This is a genomic window from Streptomyces sp. NPDC040718 (assembly GCF_055593565.1).
Genome location: NZ_JBVIXO010000009.1, coordinates 43,740 through 60,975, shown reverse-complemented (window position 1 = coordinate 60,975; position 17,236 = coordinate 43,740). Strand labels below are relative to the sequence as shown.

The window sequence follows — 17,236 nt, the reverse complement described above, 5'->3', positions numbered from 1 at the left end:
CCTTCCCTCTCGACCGTGCCGTTCTTTTGGGGGTTTCCCGGCAGTCTTTCGGCTTTCCGGGGCGGGACGGTCGGTCAAGGGTGGCCGAAGGCCATCGCGAAGCGACGCGACGAAGGAGCGCCCTTGAGGGACCGGCACGAACCGGAAGGACGATGGGACTGACGGGAAACCCCCAAACCGACTGCGACACCGCCCCAGGGACTACCGCTCCCCACCCCACCGGCCCGCATCCAGGGAGGCGGGTGGGCAACCACCGCCCGACCCCAGGGGGTCGAGGGGGAGATAGCCCGCCCGCGCGACAAACCACGTACCCCGCTACCCCTCCACCCCCGCCACCTCCCGCACCCGCCGCCGGTGGCGGGCCACGCGTTCCCTGTTGCCGCACAGTTCGCTCGAGCACCACCGCCGGCGGTGGCCGCGGGAGGTGTCCAGGTAGAGGCGGGCGCAGCCGTCGCCCTCGCAGGACCGGGTCAGGGCCAGGTCGCCGGGGTCGGTGAGGAGCTCCACCGCGTCCCGGGCCACCGCGGCCAGCATTCCGGCGCACTCCACCCCGCCGCAGAGTTCCCGGACGAGGTGGCCCTCCTGGTCCCGTACCGCGCACACGCCCGGGGGCGGTCCCGCGGCGGCCGCGTTCACCCGGGCCAGGGCGTCCTCCTCCGGGCCGGTGCCGGCGAGTTCGGCCCGTACGAGGGTGCCCACGTCGTGGCGCAGCGCGCGGAAGGCCTCCACCCAGTCGGGCCCGAGCCGTCCGAGCGGGGTCCGGTCGGGGACCAGGCCGGCGCCGACGAGCCACAGCCGCAGCTCGTCGCCGTCGCGGAGCCCCTCGGTGTCCGTGCACCCGGTGGCCAGCAGGTCCAGACAGACCCGCCCGGAGTCGAACCACATGCCCGTCCACATGCCCGTCCGCATGCCCGTCACCGCCTCGTCGCCGCCTCATCGCCGTGGGACTGGGACGCCCCCAGAGTGCCGCTGACGGCCCTGAAGCGGAAGCCCCCGCGCGGTCAGGCGCTCGGCGCTTCGTCGTGCAGCACCCGCTGGAAGAGGCGGTGGTCGCGCCAGGCTCCGTTGATGTGGAGGTACTTGGGGGCGAGTCCGATCTCGGTGAAGCCGTTCTTGGCCAGGACCCGCATGGAGGCGTAGTTGTCCACCATCGTCTGGGCCTCCACCCGGTGGAGCCCGAGCTCCTCGCGGGCAGCCCGGAGGACCTCCGCGAGCCCGGCGGTGGCCAGCCCCTTGCCGTGCCAGGCCCGGTCGATCCAGTAGCCGACGCCGCCGCCGCACAGCGGCCCGAGCGCGATGCTGCCGAGGTTCATCGCCCCGAGGACGGCGCCACTGGCCGCCTCGACGAACACGTACGGCACGAGCCGTCCCCCGTCGCGGTCGTCGAGCATCCCCTCGATGCGCTCCAGCTGTCCGGCCTCGGTGTAGAACTTCTCGGTGCGCAGGGGCTCGTACGGCCTCATGGCCTCCCGGTTGCGCGTCAGTACGTCGGCCAGCCCGGCGGCGTGTTCGACCGCCAGGCCCTTCATCTCCACCCCGTTGATGATCATGCGGGCACGTTAACGGAGACCCGCCCCCGCGCTCCAGCCCTCGCCCTCCCCCGCGTCCAGCGACAGCCGGTACCCCCGCTTGACCACCGTCTGGACCAGCCGCGGCGCCCCCAGGGCCGCCCGCAGCCGGGCCATCGCCGTCTCGACGGCGTGCTCGTCGGTGCCCGCCCCCGGCAGCGTCCTCAGCAGTTCCGCCCGGGACACCACCCAGCCGGGCCGCCGGGCGAGCGCGGCCAGCAGGGCCATCCCGGCGGGCGGGACGGGGCGCAGCCCGTCGTCGACGAGCACCGCGTGCCCCCGGATCTCCAGCCGGTGTCCGGCGACGGGCAGCACCCGCGCCCGGCCGGGGAGTTCGCGGCACAGCGTCTGCACGAGCGGCCCGAGCCGGAACCGCTCCGGCTGGACGGTCTCCACCCCTTCGGCCTGGAGCGGCAGCGCGGTGACCGGCCCCACGCACGCCGCGAGCACGGGCCCGCGCAGGGCCTCCAGCGCCGCCTCGCGCAGCCCCCGCCCGGCGGCCCGGGACAGCAGGGAGGCGGCGGCCGGCGCCGAGGTGAAGGCGACGGCGTCCACCGTCCCGACGGCGATCGCGTCCAGCAGCCGGTCCAGCGGTGCGAGGTCTTCGGGCGGCATCCACCGGTAGACCGGTACGGGCACCACCTCGGCCCCGCCCTCGCGCAGGGCCTCCACGAACCCGGGGAGGGGCTCCCCGTGCAGCTGGAGCGCGATGCGCCGCCCGGCGACGCCGCCGGCGAGCAGCCGGTCCAGCACCTCGGCCAGCGATTCCGACTGCGGGGACCAGGCCTCCACCAGCCCGGCGGCCCGTACGGCGCCCTTGACCTTGGGGCCGCGCGCCAGCAGTTCGGTGGTGCGCAGCCGTTCCAGCAGCTGTTCGCCGATGCCCCAGCCGTCGGCGGCTTCGATCCAGCCGCGGAATCCGATGGCGGTGGTGGCGACGACGGCGTCGGGCGGGTTGTCGACGAGTTCCTTGGTGGCGGCCATCAGCTCGCTGTCGTCGGCGAGCGGCACGATCCGCAGGGCGGGGGCGTGGATGACGGCGGCTCCGCGCCTGCGCAGCAGGGCGATGAGTTCGTCCGCCCTCCGGGCGGCGGTGACTCCGACGGTGAATCCGGCCAGGGGGCCGTGCGTAGCGTCGTCCATCGTGGTGACCTGCCTTGCCCTGAGGGTTTCCTGCGTCGGGGATGTTCCGAGCCTGCCAAGGCGGCGTGTCAGGCTCGGTTCCACCGTATTTCGGGCCAGTTAACCGGCCGGCAACCGGCCCGGTGACATCTCACACGGCGGTGAGCTGCGCCTTCCTGTCCCCCTGCCCGTCGGCTGCGGGGGCCGGGGCGGCGGCGGGCCGGCGAAGGTATACCGCCCAGGTGACGGCGCAGCACGCCGCGTAGAAGCCGAGGAAGGTGGTGAAGGCGGCCGTTCCGGAGCCGGATTCCAGGAACGCCGACCGGAAGACGAGGTTGATGGCGAGTCCGCCGAGTGCGCCGACGGCTCCGATGATTCCCATGGCGGCGCCGGACAGCCGCCTGCCGTGGGCCGCGGCTTCTTCGCCGTCGAGGCCGCGGGCGAGGGCCTTCGCGGCGAAGATGCCGGGGATCATCTTGTAGGTGGAGCCGTTGCCGAGCCCGCTGAGCGCGAACAGGGCCACGAATCCGACGAGGAACACCGGCAGGGACGCGCGGACGGAGGCCAGCAGGACCACTCCGGTGGCGGCGGCCATGGCGACGAAGGTGGCCAGGGTGATCCGGGCCCCGCCGAAGCGGTCGGCGAGCGCCCCGCCGACGGGCCGGACGAGCGAGCCGAGGAGCGGGCCGATGAAGGTCAGGGAGGCGGCCTGGAGCGGTGTGCGTCCGAACTGGGTCTGGAGGACGAGCCCGAAGGCGAAGCTGTAGCCGATGAAGGAACCGAAGGTGCCGATGTAGAGGAAGGCCATGATCCAGGTGTGGGCGTCCCGGGCGGCCTCGCGGACGGCGCCGCCGTCGCTGCGTACCGGCGCCAGGTTGTCCATGCGTACGAGGGCCAGTGCGGCGGCGAGGACGATCAGCGGGAGGTAGGTCCAGAGCAGCAGCCGGGGGTGTCCGGCTCCGGCGGTGCCGATGACGAGCAGGGCGACGAGCTGGACGACGGGGACGCCGATGTTGCCGCCGCCGGCGTTGAGGCCGAGCGCCCAGCCCTTCTTGCGGAGCGGGAAGAAGGCGTTGATGTTCGTCATGGAGGAGGCGAAGTTGCCGCCGCCGACGCCGGTGAGCGCGGCCACGGCGACGAAGGTGCCGTAGGAGGTTCCGGGTTCCATGACGACGAGGGCGGCGATCGTCGGCGCGAGGAGGAGCAGGGCGCTGACGACGGTCCAGTTGCGGCCGCCGAAGCGGGCGACGGCGAAGGTGTAGGGGATGCGGACGAGGGCTCCGACGACGGTGGCGGTGGCGATGAGGAAGAACTTGCCGGCCGGGTCGATGCCGTACTGGGGTCCCATGAAGAGCACCATCACGGACCACAGCGACCAGATCGAGAAGCCGATGTGCTCGGAGAGCACGGAGTAGAGGAGGTTGCGGCGGGCGATCCGCTCCCCGCCCTCCCGCCAGAACGTCTCGTCCTCGGGGTCCCACCGCTCGATCCAGCGGCCTCCCCTGCGCGGTGCGGTCGTACTTCCGGTCATCACACGCCTCCACCCTCCACAGCTGCTGTCGTGTCCGTGACGAGGAGGCTAGGAAGGGCGCGTTTCGGCCCCGGTCCCCGCCGGATGACCGGTGGGAAACCTTGCACTCACCCGCCGTCCGGGCCGGGTGTGAGCGCTGCCGGGAGCCAGCCGTCCGGTGGGACTTCCAGCCAGCCGCCGGCGTTCTGGAGTTCGGTGGCGGCGCGGTGGAGGGCGTCGAGGCCGGGGTGGTCGAAGCCCTTGCGCCACACCATCGACAGCGGCGACAGCGGTACGGGGTCGACGAGGGGGCGTTTGACGCAGCCGGGCATGTCGAGGAAGCCGACGGCGGCCAGGACGGGGTTGCGGGTCTTGGCCATGACCCTTGCGAACTCTTCCTTGCCCATCGCCACGGGGGCGGGCGGGGCGACGGCGATGCCCCGGCCGGCGAAGAGCTCGCGGGCCAGCCCGGTCCACTCCAGGGTCCGCGGGTTCCCGGCTCCGGCGTACACGGACTCCCCGGCGAGCGCGGCGAGCGGTACGCGGTCCAGGACGGCCAGCGGGTGGTCCTCGGGGAGCAGTACGGCGAGGGGTTCGTAGCGTACGGGGCGGTGGTCGAGCCGGGCGCGGAGGACGGGTTCGAGGCCGGCCGCGTAGCCGAAGGAGACGTCGAGGCGGCCGGCGGCGATCTCGGTGGCGGCGTGGGTGAGGCCGCTTTCGAAACGGGCCATCAGTTCGCAGCCGGGGGCGAGTTCACGGGCGCGTTCCAGGACCCGGCGGCCGGTGCTGGGGCCGTCGGTGTTCATGTCGACGAGCAGGGCGCGGGGCGGTCCGGCGAAGGCGGCGGCGAGTTCCTCGTGGGCGCGGAGCACGTCTCGGGCGTGGGGCAGCAGCCGTTCGCCGTCGGCGGTGAGCTCGACGGCGCGGGTGGTGCGCAGGAACAGCGGGGTGCCGAGGGCCTGTTCGAGGCGGCGGACGTCGCGGCTGAGGGCCTGCTGGGCGACGTAGAGGCGGGCGGCGGCGCGGGAGAAGTGCAGTTCCTCGGCGACCGCGAGGAAGCCGCGCAGCAGGCGGGGGTCGACGTCACGGGCGGTCATCCCCGGAGATTAACAACGGGAGCGCGTGAATGCCCCCGGAACAGGTGTTGGACCGGGCCCGGGGGTGGGCCGCAGGCTCGTGGCATGCCGCAAGAATCCCCGCTCATGGCCGTGACCGGCAGCACCCTGGTCCTGGCCGCGCCGTCCCCCGCAACGTCCCCCGCACCGTCTCCCGCGCCCGTCCCGCCCCCGCCGTCGGCCCGCGCCCTCGGCCCGTACGCCCGGCTCTTCACCCGCCCCGGCACGCGCGGGTTCACCGCCGGGAACCTGCTGGCCCGGCTCCCCATGGGCATGTTCGGGATCAGCGCGGTGATGATGATCGCCGGGCAGCGCGGCTCGTACGCCCTGGCCGGCGCGGTCACCGCCACCGGGCTCGCCGCCACCGCCCTCGTCGCGCCCTGGACGGCCCGGCTGATCGACCGCCACGGGCAGGCCCGGATCGCCGTACCGGCCACCGTGATCGCCGTCCTCGGCTCGCTCTCCCTGATCCTGTGCGTCCGTACGCAGGCCCCCGCGTGGACCCTCTTCGCCTCCTACGCGGCCACCGCGACGACCCCCAACATCGGCGGCATGTCCCGGGCCCGCTGGACCCACCTGCTGCCCCCGTCGGAGCACCACACCGCGATGTCCTTCGAACAGGCCGCGGACGAGCTGTGCTTCATGCTCGGACCGGTCCTCGCGGCGTTCCTGTGCACCGCCGCCTTCCCGGAGGCGGGCACCCTGGCCGGGGCGGCGCTGCTGCTCACCGGCATGCTGGTCTTCACCGCGCACCGGGCCACCGAGCCCCCGGCGACCGGAGCGCCGGCCGCCGCACTGGGCCCGTCGCCGCTGCGCGCCCTGCTCCCGCTGCTCGGCCTGCTCATCTCCGCCGGTGCGGTGTTCGGCTCGATGGAGGTCGCCTCCATCGCCCACCTCGCCGCCCTGGGTCTCGGCGGCACCTCGGGCCCGGTGCTGGCGCTCCAGGCGGCGGGCTCCTGCGCCGCCGGGCTGTTCTACGGCACGCGCCGCCCGCGGAGCCTGCGCACCTGCCTGGTGGTGCTGGCCGGGGCGATGGCCCTGCCCTGGGCGGCCGCCGCCACCGGCTCGCTACCGCCGCTGGCGCTTGCGCTGCTGCTGGCCGGGATGGCCACGGCGCCGGTGATGGTGGGCGCGATGGCCCTGGTGCAGCGGGCCACTCCGCCCGGCCGCCTCAACGAGGGCATGAGCCTCGCCGTCACCGCGATCATGGCCGGGATCGCCGCCGGCGCCGCCACCGCGGGCCAGGCCGTCGACCGGCTGGGCTCCACCGCGGCCTACGCCCTCCCGGCCGCCGCGGCGCTGCTCGCACTGATCCTCTCGACTGCAACATCCCGATTTATCCGTATTGTTCCGGCGGGCGAGTGACGCACCCGCGTGGTACGCACCACTCCTCCGCGCGTTGCCGCATAACTGGGGGTGCTTTCCCCCAGCGCCCTTTCCTTCGCGGAGGAACTCCCCTTGCCTGCTTCCCGCTCCGTCTCCTCGGCCCTCGTCGTCGCGGCCGTCACCGCGTCCTGCCTGGTGCCGGCCGTACCGGCCCTGGCCGACGCGTCCCAGATCCGGTTCTCCCAGCCGTACGTCCCCTCCATCGCCCCCGGCAAGACGGGCCGCGTCGTCATCGCGGCCGTGAACGGCCAGGACCCGGTACGCAGCAGCACCTTCCGGATCACCGCCCCGGAGCGGACCACCTTCCCGGAGGCCCGCTTCTACTGGAACGGCCAACGGGCGGCCGGCTCGTGCACCCGCTCGGCGAACGCACGCCTGCTGACCTGCGACGCCGGGACCCGCGCGGGCTTCGCCTTCCCGGCGGACACGCAGACGCGGCTGGCGGTGACCCTGAAGGTGGACCCGAAGGCCCCGCAGGGCACGACGCTGGACGGCGGCGAGTGGTCCAACGGCATGGACGCCCCGGCCCTGTTCGCCGTGGCCACCCCGGTGACGGGCCCGAAGGGCGACGACGGCCGCCCGGGCCACCACGGCAAGCCGGGGCTCCCGGGGCTCCCGGGCCTCAGGGGCGAGAAGGGCGACCCAGGAGAGAAGGGTGAGAAGGGCGACAAGGGCGACAAGGGCGACCGCGGCCACGACGGCAAGCCCGGCCCCCGAGGCCACGACGGCAAGAAGGGCGCGGACGGCAAGAACGGCCACCAGGGCACCCAAGGCATCCCCGGCCCCAAGGGCGATCCCGGGCCGGCCGGAGGCCCGAAGGGCGACAAGGGCGACCGCGGCCACGACGGCAAGCCCGGCCCCCGGGGCCACGACGGCAAGAAGGGCGCGGACGGCAAGAAGGGCGCCAACGGCGCCACCGGCCCGCAGGGCCCCCAGGGCATCCCCGGCCCCAAGGGCGACCCCGGGCCGGCCGGAGGCCCGAAGGGCGACAAGGGCGACAAGGGCGACCGCGGCCACGACGGCAAGCCCGGCCCCCGGGGCCACGACGGCAAGAAGGGCGCGGACGGCAAGAACGGGTCGAACGGCGCCACCGGCCCGCAGGGCCCCCAGGGCATCCCCGGCCCGAGGGGCGAGAAGGGCGAGAAGGGCGACCCCGGCAAGGACGGCAAGCCCGGCGGCACCTGCAAGAAGTGCGGCGGCCACCACGGCAAGGACGACCACCACGGCAAGGGCGGCAAGGGCGACCACAAGGCCACCCCGAAGGCCCGCATCGTCGCCTCCGGCCACGGCCTCGGCATCCGCTCCGGCCCCGGCACGGGCTACCCGAAGACCGGCAAGATCCCGACCAACACGGTCGTGGCGGTCCAGTGCAAGGTCAACGGCCAGACCGTCGGCGACAACCCGATCTGGTACAAGCTCGCCGACGGCCGCGGCTGGATCGCCGCCCGCTACGCCCTGAACCTCAACAAGGTCCCGTACTGCTGACGCGACCACCCCACCCGGCATGACGAAGGCCCCGCAGCCGACCGGCTGCGGGGCCTTCGCCCATCCTCGGTACCCGAACCCGGTACGAGAGCGGTACCGTATTCGGGTACCGGTAAGAAAGGGAGAGCAGCCATGCCCATAAGCGCCAGCGAAGCCCGCAAGACCTTGTTCCCCTTGATCGAGCGCGTCAACAACGACCACATCCCGGTGCGCATCAGCTCCAAGAACGGCGACGCCGTCCTGATGTCGGCCGAGGACTACGACTCCTGGCAGGAGACCGTCTACCTGCTGCGCTCGCCCGCGAACGCCCGCCGCCTCATGGAGGCCGTCGCGCGCGACCGTGAGGGCGGAGCCACCGTCGCGAAGAGCATGGAAGAGCTGAACGCCCTGGCGGGTGAGGAGTGAGGAGCGTCCATTTCGATCCGGACGCCTGGGAGGACTTCCTCTACTGGCTCGCCGCGGACCGGAGGATGGCCAAGCGCATCACCCGCCTGACCGGCGAGGTCCAGCGGGCGCCGTTCGAAGGCATCGGAAAGCCCGAACCGCTCAAGGGGGACCTGTCCGGTTACTGGTCCCGCCGGATCGACGACGAGCACCGGCTCGTCTACCGGGCCGACGACAAGGAAGTGAAGATCCTCAAGGCCCGGTACCACTACTCCGATTGACCGCCGGCATGACGAAGGCCCCGCAGCCGACCGGCTGCGGGGCCTTCGCCCACATGGGATGAGTGGAGATGGCGGGAATCGAACCCGCGTCCAACGGTGCAGAAGCAGGGCTTCTCCGAGCGCAGTCCGCTGCGATTTTCTCGGCCCCGGAGATCACACGGACAAGTCTCCGACGGGCTCAGTCACTGTTTGGTTTCCCTCCAACCCCCGTGACCGGGGCTAGAGGTTTAGATCCCTAGTTGACGCCAGGATCCGGACCGGGACCACTTCCGGGCTGACGCTCCTCACAGAGGCTTCAGCTCACTGTTATTAGGCAGCGAGGGTGAAGCGGGAGTTATCGCTCTTGGAGTTGGCGATTATTTTTTGCGACATGTGGTTAGCGAGATCATTGCCGCTTCCTCGGCTCGCTTCCCCTGCATCGACAGCCGCTGTCGAAACCGATCATCCCCATGTTGACCACTATTGAGTTGGATACTGCTCAAGGTGCGCCGCCCCCGAGGGGTTGGTGCTGACGCCATGGTACGCGAAGTGGACCACCGCGTGCCAGGAGATTAAACCGTGCCCCGCTGCTTGCGGCGGACCGCGGAGATCGCCCGCTGCGTCTCGCGCGTGTCCTGCTTCTCGCGCAGGGTCTGGCGCTTGTCGTACTCCTTCTTGCCCTTCGCCAGCGCGATCTCCACCTTCGCGCGGCCGTCCTTGAAGTACAGGGACAGCGGGACGACCGTGTGGCCCGACTCCTCGGCCTTGCGCTCCAGCTTGTCGATCTCCTCGCGGTGCATGAGGAGCTTGCGCTTGCGGCGGGCGCTGTGGTTGGTCCAGGTGCCCTGGCTGTACTCCGGCACGTGCACGTTGTACATCCAGACCTCGCGGCCCTCGACCGACACGAAGCCGTCCACCAGTGAGGCCCGGCCCTGGCGCAGGGACTTGACCTCGGTGCCGGTCAGGACGATCCCGCACTCGTAGGTGTCGACGATCGCGTAGTCGTGCCGCGCCTTCTTGTTCTGGGCGATCAGCTTGCGCCCTTTTTCCTTAGCCATAGTGCGGTCATTTTCGCACTACGACCCCACCCCGAGGCCACCCAATACCGTGCGCGCCCGTTCCTCCGCCCCGTCGCCGGCCGCCAGGTCCGGGGTGATGCCCCCGCCGTCGAGGCTGCGGCCCGCCGGGGTGCGGTACGTGCCCACCGTCAGCTCCGCCACCGCGCCGCCCGGGAGCTCCGTCGGCATCTGCACCGAGCCCTTGCCGAAGGTGCGGGTGCCCACCGTCACCGCGCGGCCCCGGTCCTGGAGGGCGCCGGTGACCAGCTCGGCCGCGCTCATCGTGCCGCCGTCGACCAGCGCCACCAAGGGGCGGGCGGTGTCCCCGCCCGGGTCGGCGTACAGGGCGTGCTCGGAGCCGCGTACGTCGTACGTCGCCACGAGCCCGCCGTCCAGGAACGCGGAGGCCGCGGCCACCGCCTCGGTGACCAGCCCGCCCGGGTTGCCGCGCAGGTCCAGCATCACCCCGCCGCCGGGCGGGGCCTCGCGCACGGCCGTCCTGACGCGCTCCCCCGAGCCCCGGGTGAAGGAGGCCACCTTGATCACGGTGATGCCGCCCGCGAGGCGGCGTACGGTCACCGGCTCGGTACGCAGCTGCGCGCGCCGGACGGTCACGGTGAGGTCGGCGCCGTCCCGGCTGAGGCCGAGGACCACCGGAGTGCCGGCCTCCCCGCGCAGCAGTGCCACCACGTCGGCCACCGCCAGCCCGGTCACGCCCCGGGCGTCCACGCTCAGCAGCCGGTCCCCGGCGCGCAGGCCGGCCCGGTCGGCGGGGCTGTCCGGCTGGACCCGGTCGACCTCGATGCGGCCGTCGCGGCGGCGTCCGGCCCAGAGCCCGACCCCGGTCCAGCGGCCGTCGAGTTCCTCGGCGAAGGCGGCGTACTCGCCCCGGTCGTAGACGGTGCCCCAGCGGTCGCCGCTGCGGCTGACGACCTCCTGGGCGGCCTTCTTGCCCGACTTGCCCTCGGCGACGGCCTCGGCGGCGGCCCGGGCGACGGCCTCCCGGTCGGCGGTCCCGGAGCCGGGACCAGGGGGCGGGTCCGGTTCGTTCACCCCCGCCATGAAGGCCGTACTCGTCCCGTCCGTGTCGTCCGGGGACCAGCAGCCCGTGGCCGCGGCGGTGCCCACGCAGGCCAGGAAGACCAGCGTTAAGACGGCCCCGCGACGCAGGTCGCGGGGCCGGAGAGAGAGGGCGGGCAGACCCGGCATGTCGCCGAGTCTAGGACAAGCCCCGCCGCGGCAAGCCGGGTTGACCACAGAGCGCAGGAGGCGCTCGTCATACCTTCAGGTACTTGCGCAGCGCGACGAACGCGGCCAGCGAGGGCATCAGCAGGCCGATGACCAGCACCAGCGGCAGTTTGCCGAGGACCGCGTCCCAGCCGATGAAGTTGATCAGCTGGAGCTTGTCGCGGAGCGCGATGCCGTGGTCGATCACGAAGTACTGGCCGGTGCCGAGCATCCCGCAGGCGAAGACGGCGCCGATGAGGCCGGCCACGGCCGCCTCCATGATGAACGGCACCTGGATGTAGAAGCCGGAGGCCCCCACCAGCCGCATGATGCCGGTCTCCCGCCGACGGCTGAACGCCGAGACGCGCACCGTGTTGACGATCAGCAGCAGCGCCACGATCAGCATGACCAGCATGATGCCGAGGGCCGCCCAGTTGAGGGTGCCGAGCAGGGCGAAGAGGTTGTCGAGCTCGGTGGACTGGTCGGCGACCGACTGGACGCCGTCGCGCCCGGCGAAGGCGGAGGTGATGACCTCGTACTTCTCCGGGTTCTTCAGCTTGACCCGGAAGGAGTCGGGCATCTGGTCGGGGGTGACGACGGAGGCCAGGGCCGTGTGGCCGAAGCGCTCCTTGTAGTGCTTGTAGGCCTCGTCGGAGGACTCGTACATGACGGTCTGGACGAGGTCCATCTTCTTCAGCTCGGACTCGATGCCCTGCTTCTGCTCGGGGGTGACCGCGCCCTTGGAGCAGGGCCGGCCGCTGCCCGCGGAGGCTGCCGGTGCCCCGGCGGCCGCGCCCGGGGCGGCGGCGCCGGCCGCGTCCAGGGCGTCGTTCTTCGTACAGAGGTAGACGGTCACGTTGACCTTGTCGTACCAGTACCCCTTCATGGCGCTGACCTGGTCGCGCATGAGCAGGGAGCCGCCGAACAGGGCCAGGGACAGGGCCACGGAGATGATGACCGCGAAGGTCATGGTGAGATTGCGGCGGAGGCCGACGCCGATCTCCGACATGACGAACTGGGCGCGCATGACGTCTCAGGGGCCTTTCAGTGCTGGTAGCCGTAGACGCCGCGCGACTGGTCGCGCACGAGCCGGCCCTGTTCGAGTTCGATGACGCGCTTGCGCATCTGGTCCACGATCTGCTGGTCGTGCGTGGCCATGATGACGGTGGTGCCGGTCCGGTTGATCCGGTCCAGGAGCTTCATGATGCCGACGGAGGTCTGCGGGTCGAGGTTGCCGGTCGGCTCGTCGGCGATCAGCAGGGCGGGGCGGTTGACGAAGGCGCGGGCGATGGCGACGCGCTGCTGTTCGCCGCCGGACAGCTCGCCCGGCATCCGGCCCTCCTTGCCGCCCAGGCCCACCAGCTCGAGGACCTGCGGTACGGCCTTGCGGATCTCGCCGCGCGGTTTGCCGATGACCTCCTGGGCGAAGGCGACGTTCTCGGCGACCGTCTTGTTGGGGAGCAGCCGGAAGTCCTGGAAGACGGTCCCCAGCTGGCGCCGCATGTGCGGGACCTTCCAGTTGGAGAGCTTCGCGAGGTCCTTGCCGAGGACGTGCACCTGGCCGTGGGTCGCCCGTTCCTCGCGCAGGACGAGCCGCAGGAAGGTGGACTTGCCGGAGCCGGAGGAGCCGACCAGGAAGACGAACTCGCCCTTGGCGATGTCGAGGGAGACATCTCTGAGTGCGGGCCGGTTCTGCTTCGGGTAGGACTTGGAGACGTTGTCGAATCGGATCACGGGAGCACCACGGTCGCCGGGAGTAGGTGACCGTGACCATACGCGACCGGACGCCGGGTGGGGACCCGGCAACCGGAGTTGCCCGATATATCCCCGGGTGCAGGAGGAGCCGGACCGTGATTGCCCGGACGGGCCGCGCCGAATGTCGGCGGAGCTGGCACAGTGGTAGGGGGAACGGACTGCGTCCCCGTGCCGTTGACCATGACGAGGGGACGAGAGGAGGAGCGCATGACATATGACCGGCTCGTGTGCGCGAACTGCGCCGCACCCGTCAGCCAGGGCCGCTGTCCGGTGTGCCGGGCGAACCGGGAGCGCCTCCAGCAGGAGGGCCCCTTCGCCGGGCTGAATCCGGCGACGCTCATCGCGCTTCTGGTGGTGCTGGTGGCCGCCCTGGCGCTGGTGGCAAGGACCGCGTAGGCCGCGTCGCGTCCCGATCAGCAGGCATCACCGTGTGACCGCGTGGATCACACGTAATGGGGAAGGGCCCGGACACCAGCTGGTGTCCGGGCCCTTCCTCGTGCTCACGTGCGCACGCGTTACGCGGTCTGCTCCTGCTGCTTGCGCCAGCGGATGCCGGCCTCCAGGAAGCCGTCGATCTCGCCGTCGAGGACCGCCTGCGGGTTGCCGACCTCGAACTCCGTCCGCAGGTCCTTGACCATCTGGTACGGGTGCAGGACGTAGGAGCGCATCTGGTTGCCCCAGGAGCTGCCGCCGTCCTTGAGGGCGTCCATCTTGGCCTGCTCCTCCTGGCGGCGCCGCTCCAGCAGCTTGGCCTGGAGCACGTTCATCGCGCTGGCCTTGTTCTGGATCTGCGAGCGCTCGTTCTGGCAGGAGACGACGATGCCGGTCGGGATGTGCGTGATGCGCACGGCCGAGTCGGTCGTGTTGACGCCCTGGCCGCCGGGGCCGGAGGCGCGGTACACGTCGACGCGCAGCTCGGTCTCGTCGATCTCGACGTGGTCGCTGGTCTCGACGACGGGGAGCACCTCGACACCCGCGAAGGAGGTCTGGCGGCGGCCCTGGTTGTCGAAGGGGGAGATGCGCACGAGGCGGTGGGTGCCCTGCTCGACGGAGAGGGTGCCGTAGGCGTACGGGGCCTTGACGACGAAGGTGGTCGACTTGATGCCGGCCTCTTCCGCGTACGAGGTCTCGTAGATCTCCGTCGGGTAGCCGTGGCGCTCGGCCCAGCGCAGGTACATGCGCTGGAGGCGCTCGGCGAAGTCGGAGGCGTCGACGCCGCCGGCCTCGGCGCGGATGTTGACCAGGGCCTCGCGCTCGGCGTACTCGCCGGAGAGCAGGGTCCGGACCTCCATCTCGTCCAGCGCCTTGCGCACGGACACCAGCTCGGTCTCGGCCTCGGCGAGGGTGTCCGCGTCGTCCATCTCCTGGGCGAGCTCGAACAGCACCGCGAGGTCGTCGATGCGGCCGCGCAGGGTCTCGGCCTTGCGGACCTCGGCCTGGAGGTGCGAAAGCTTGCTCGTGATCTTCTGGGCGGCGTCCGGGTCGTCCCACAGGGACGGCGCGGCGGCCTGCTCCTCGAGCACGGCGATATCTGCCCTCAGCTTGTCGAGGTCCAGGACGGCCTCGATCGACCCCATGGTCGAGGAGAGGGACTTCAGCTCTTCGGAAACATCGACGACTGCCACGGGTCAAGCCTAGCCGGTCCTCGGACGGCACTGTCCGGGCAGGCCGGATCGGACCGTACAGGGGAGCGTCGATACGGGCGTACGCTCCTCGTATGACCGTTCTACTCGTGAAGCGCCGCCATGTGGACCACATGCGTGTGACCACGACGAGCTGTCTGCCGCCGGACCAAGCACAAGCCTGATCAACCCCGATCCGACTTCGGTCCTGCACGCGGCTACGCGGTCCCGGCGCCATCCCTGCCGGCGGACCGCTCCATCCGCTCGCCCCGCCATCTCTGGGGCACAGGACCCTGTGACATCCGAAACGGAGCCGTCATGCCGTCCGCGCACCCCTCTTCCTCTTCCTCCGTCTCCACCTCCTCCGCCACGGCCGCGTCCGCGCCCGCCCTCGCCGTCATCGACCTCTCACGGGCCGACGACCCCGCCGAGCGCCCCGACTTCCTGAAGCAGCTGCACGCCGCGGCCCGGGACACCGGGTTCCTGTACCTGACCGGACACGGCATAACCGAGGCCGAGACCGCCCGCATCCTGGAACTGACCAGGGCCTTCTTCGCGCTCCCGGAGGCCGACCGGCTGTCCGTGAGCAACCTGAACTCCCCGCACTTCCGGGGCTACACCCGCATCGGCCACGAGCTGACCGGCGGGTCCTCCGACTGGCGGGACCAGCTGGATGTGGGTGCGGAGCGGCCGGCGCCGGCGCTGGGGCCGGAGGACCCCGCCTACCTGTGGCTGGAGGGCCCGAACCAGTGGCCGGCGGCGCTGCCGGAGCTGAGGGAGGCGGTCCTGGGCTGGCAGGAGCGCCTGGCGGGGGTGGCGCACCGGCTGCTCCAGGAGCTGCTGGCCTCGATCGGCGCTCCCCCGGACTTCTTCGACGCGGCCTTCGCGGACCGCCCCCACCTGCACACGAAGCTGATCCGCTACCCCGGGTCCGCGCCGTCGGGCGCCGACCAGGGCGTCGGCGCGCACAAGGACTACGGCTTCCTGACGCTGCTGCTCCAGGACTCGGTGGGCGGGCTCCAGGTCGTGCGGGACGGCGGCTACGTCGACATCGCGCCACGGCCGGGGGCGTTCGTGGTGAACCTGGGCGAGCTGCTGGAGATCGCCACCGAGGGGTACCTGCGGGCCACCGACCACCGGGTGGTCAGCCCTCCGGGGGCGGTGGAGCGGTTCTCGGTGCCGTTCTTCTACAACCCGAGGCTGGACGCGGTGGTGGAGACCGTCCCCGGGGACTACCTGCGCTCGGCGCCGGGCGTGGCGCACGACGCGTCGAACCCGCTGCACGCCGAGTACGGCCGCAACGAGCTCAAGGGCTGGGTCCGCGCCCACCCGGAGGTCGCCCGCCGCTGGCACCCGGACCTCACCGCGGTGTAGTCCGGGGCCTCCCCGGGCCCGGGGCTACCTGGGCTGGGCCGGGGCCGACTGCCTGCCCTTGCCGTCGCGCGGCGGGGGCGCCGGGTCCTCGCCGGAGACGGCGATCCAGCTGCCCAGGCCCACCGCCGCCACCAGGGCCAGTGCCGACGCGGAGAGCACGAGGCGCCGCTTGCGCACGGCCTCGGCCCGGTGCCGGGCGGAGCCGGGCCGGTACCCGCCCGCGGGGCGGGGGACGCGGGCGGTGCCCAGTGCGCCGCCCGCCAGCTCGTCCGGGCCCGGGACCCGCATGGAGGTGTGGGTGTCCCGGTTGGAGTCCGTGGCGGAGCCGGGCACCAGCGGGACCACGCCCCGCCTGCGCACCGGGTCGGCGGCGTCGGGCTCCCGCTCCGGCTCGGGCTCGGGGTCGGCGTCGTCCGGCTCGTCCACGTCGAGCGGCGGCATCCCGGCCAGCAGCGGCAGCAGGTCCCGCAGCCGGGCCGACAGCTCGGAGGCGCGCAGCCGCGAGGCGGGGGCCTTGGCCAGGCACTGGACCATCAGCTGCCACAGCTCGTCGGGGATGCCCGGCAGCGGTACCACGGTCTCGGTGACGTGCCGGCGCAGCACCGCGCCCGGGTGGCCGCCGCCGAAGGGGGTGAAGCCTGCCAGCAGCTCGTACAGCACCGTGGCCAGGGCGTATATGTCGACGGCCGCCCGCGGGGGCAGGCCCTCCACTATCTCCGGGGCCAGGTAGTCGGGGGTCCCGATGATCCGGGTCGTGGGGGCGGCGCTGCGGCCGCCGGCGGCGCGGCGCGGGGAGTCGATGAGTTTGGCGACGCCGAAGTCGGTGAGCAGCGCGGGGTGCGCGCCGCCGGGGCCGAGCGGTCCCTGCATGTCGAGCAGGACGTTCTCCGGCTTGACGTCCCGGTGGACGACGCCCGCCGCGTGGGCGGCGGCCAGCGCGTCGGCGACGTCCGCGACGATGGCCACGGCCGCCTCGGGGGCGAGCCTGCGCTCGCGGTCGAGGCGGGTGCGCAGGTCCGTACCGCGTACGAGGTCCATGACGAGGGCGAGGTCGTTGCCGTCGACGACGAGGTCGCGCACGGAGACGACGTGCGGGTGCTCCAGTCCGAGGAGCGCGCTGCGCTCCTGGACGAAGCGTCCGACCAGTTCCTGGTCGGAGGCGAGGTCCTCGCGCAGGAGTTTGACGGCGACGGGGCCGTCCGGGCCTTCGCCGAGCCACACCGTGCCCGCGCTGCCGCGGCCCAGGATCTGGTGGGCGGTGTACCGGCTGCCGATCTTCCGTGCCACGACTGCTCCCTCAGCGGCTGGCGTAACGGACCAAAGCTACGCGGCCGAATGGGGGTTGAGGTCGCCGGATCGCGGCGACCTTC

17 protein-coding genes and 1 other RNA gene are annotated in these 17,236 nt (G+C 72.4%); 6 read left to right on the top strand and 12 right to left on the bottom strand.

Features of this window, described 5'->3' with window-relative positions; genetic code table 11:
- Positions 1-315: 315 nt before the first annotated feature.
- The 5 genes from ACZ597_RS22475 to ACZ597_RS22455 form a co-directional block, all read right to left on the bottom strand.
- Positions 316-909, bottom strand: a complete 594-nt coding sequence (locus ACZ597_RS22475; protein ID WP_471332873.1) for a CGNR zinc finger domain-containing protein — start codon at positions 907-909, stop codon at positions 316-318.
- 92 nt (positions 910-1,001) lie between these two features.
- Positions 1,002-1,550: a GNAT family N-acetyltransferase gene (locus tag ACZ597_RS22470; RefSeq protein ID WP_471332870.1), complete on the bottom strand. Its 549-nt coding sequence runs from the start codon at positions 1,548-1,550 to the stop codon at positions 1,002-1,004.
- Positions 1,551-1,559: 9 nt separating this feature from the next.
- Positions 1,560-2,711 carry a uroporphyrinogen-III synthase gene (locus ACZ597_RS22465; protein WP_471332867.1) on the bottom strand — a complete coding sequence of 384 codons (1,152 nt, stop codon included), beginning with the start codon at positions 2,709-2,711 and terminating at the stop codon, positions 1,560-1,562.
- A gap of 130 nt (positions 2,712-2,841) precedes the next feature.
- Positions 2,842-4,221 (bottom strand): nitrate/nitrite transporter, encoded by a 1,380-nt coding sequence (locus tag ACZ597_RS22460; RefSeq protein WP_471332865.1) that lies wholly within the window; start codon positions 4,219-4,221, stop codon positions 2,842-2,844.
- Between the two features lie 107 nt (positions 4,222-4,328).
- A complete protein-coding gene (locus ACZ597_RS22455) occupies positions 4,329-5,297 on the bottom strand; it encodes a LysR family transcriptional regulator (RefSeq protein ID WP_471332862.1) in 969 nt (322 codons plus the stop codon).
- An 84-nt stretch (positions 5,298-5,381) separates the two neighbouring features.
- Between ACZ597_RS22455 and ACZ597_RS22450 the strand changes: the two genes are divergently transcribed.
- The 4 genes from ACZ597_RS22450 (at position 5,382) to ACZ597_RS22435 (ending at position 8,851) form a co-directional block, all read left to right on the top strand.
- A complete protein-coding gene (locus tag ACZ597_RS22450) occupies positions 5,382-6,680 on the top strand; it encodes an MFS transporter (RefSeq protein ID WP_471332860.1) in 1,299 nt (432 codons plus the stop codon).
- 93 nt (positions 6,681-6,773) lie between these two features.
- On the top strand, positions 6,774-8,186 hold the full coding sequence (locus ACZ597_RS22445) for an SH3 domain-containing protein (RefSeq protein ID WP_471332857.1): 1,413 nt from the start codon (positions 6,774-6,776) through the stop codon (positions 8,184-8,186).
- Between the two features lie 132 nt (positions 8,187-8,318).
- Positions 8,319-8,591: a type II toxin-antitoxin system Phd/YefM family antitoxin gene (locus ACZ597_RS22440; protein ID WP_471332854.1), complete on the top strand. Its 273-nt coding sequence runs from the start codon at positions 8,319-8,321 to the stop codon at positions 8,589-8,591.
- Entirely contained in the window at positions 8,588-8,851 is a 264-nt protein-coding gene (locus tag ACZ597_RS22435) for a Txe/YoeB family addiction module toxin (protein WP_471332851.1), read from the top strand. Before ACZ597_RS22440 ends, ACZ597_RS22435 begins: the two co-directional genes overlap by 4 nt.
- Positions 8,852-8,911: 60 nt before the next feature.
- Here the strand turns inward: ACZ597_RS22435 and ssrA are convergent.
- From ssrA to ftsE, 5 genes are all read right to left on the bottom strand, one after another.
- Positions 8,912-9,300, bottom strand: a transfer-messenger RNA (tmRNA) gene (gene ssrA, locus ACZ597_RS22430).
- Positions 9,301-9,402: 102 nt separating this feature from the next.
- Positions 9,403-9,888 (bottom strand): SsrA-binding protein SmpB, encoded by a 486-nt coding sequence (smpB, locus tag ACZ597_RS22425; protein WP_471332848.1) that lies wholly within the window; start codon positions 9,886-9,888, stop codon positions 9,403-9,405.
- Positions 9,889-9,906: 18 nt separating this feature from the next.
- The gene (locus ACZ597_RS22420) at positions 9,907-11,097 is read right to left on the bottom strand and encodes a S41 family peptidase (RefSeq protein ID WP_471332846.1); all 1,191 of its coding nucleotides are present in this window, start codon (positions 11,095-11,097) and stop codon (positions 9,907-9,909) included.
- A gap of 67 nt (positions 11,098-11,164) precedes the next feature.
- Positions 11,165-12,142, bottom strand: a complete 978-nt coding sequence (gene ftsX / locus ACZ597_RS22415; RefSeq protein WP_471332843.1) for a permease-like cell division protein FtsX — start codon at positions 12,140-12,142, stop codon at positions 11,165-11,167.
- 17 nt (positions 12,143-12,159) lie between these two features.
- Entirely contained in the window at positions 12,160-12,849 is a 690-nt protein-coding gene (ftsE, locus tag ACZ597_RS22410) for a cell division ATP-binding protein FtsE (RefSeq protein WP_007264414.1), read from the bottom strand.
- A gap of 228 nt (positions 12,850-13,077) precedes the next feature.
- Here ftsE and ACZ597_RS22405 point away from each other — a divergent pair, with 228 nt between their 5' ends.
- On the top strand, positions 13,078-13,266 hold the full coding sequence (locus ACZ597_RS22405; protein WP_007264415.1) for a hypothetical protein: 189 nt from the start codon (positions 13,078-13,080) through the stop codon (positions 13,264-13,266).
- 119 nt (positions 13,267-13,385) lie between these two features.
- Here the strand turns inward: ACZ597_RS22405 and prfB are convergent, their stop codons facing one another.
- Entirely contained in the window at positions 13,386-14,495 is a 1,110-nt protein-coding gene (gene prfB / locus ACZ597_RS22400; protein WP_471332841.1) for a peptide chain release factor 2, read from the bottom strand.
- Between the two features lie 315 nt (positions 14,496-14,810).
- On the opposite strand from prfB, the gene ACZ597_RS22395 reads away from it, so the two are divergent.
- The gene (locus ACZ597_RS22395; RefSeq protein ID WP_471332838.1) at positions 14,811-15,866 is read left to right on the top strand and encodes an isopenicillin N synthase family dioxygenase; all 1,056 of its coding nucleotides are present in this window, start codon (positions 14,811-14,813) and stop codon (positions 15,864-15,866) included.
- 24 nt (positions 15,867-15,890) lie between these two features.
- Here the strand turns inward: ACZ597_RS22395 and ACZ597_RS22390 are convergent, their stop codons facing one another.
- A complete protein-coding gene (locus ACZ597_RS22390) occupies positions 15,891-17,153 on the bottom strand; it encodes a serine/threonine-protein kinase (protein ID WP_471332836.1) in 1,263 nt (420 codons plus the stop codon).
- Positions 17,154-17,236: the final 83 nt, after the last annotated feature.